1 protein-coding gene is annotated in these 251 nt (G+C 43.4%); it reads left to right on the top strand.

The annotated features are described in order from the left end of the window. On the top strand, positions 1–251 hold a 251-nt coding region (locus CD113_RS12260), incomplete at both ends, for an E domain-containing protein (protein ID WP_206167426.1).

The following is a 251-nucleotide window of genomic DNA, read 5'->3' as shown; positions in this document are numbered from 1 at the left end:
CCAAACTTACCAACGGATTCAACAGAAGAACATCCAGGTAAGCCAGGCGTTAAGAACCCAGAAACAGGTGAAGTGGTAACACCACCAGTTGACGATGTCACAAAACACGGACCAAAAACAGGTACACCAGAAACAAGAACAGAAGAAGTACCGTTTGAAACAAAACGCGAATTCAATCCAAACTTAAACCCTGGTGAAGAACGAGTGAAACAAGAAGGTCGTCCAGGTGAGAAAACAATCACAACACCAAT

It is taken from the genome of Staphylococcus simiae, from assembly GCF_002902085.1.
GTDB lineage: Bacteria > Bacillota > Bacilli > Staphylococcales > Staphylococcaceae > Staphylococcus > Staphylococcus simiae.
The sequence above is the reverse complement of the archived record's forward strand: the minus strand, read 5'-3'. Positions and strand labels throughout refer to the sequence as shown.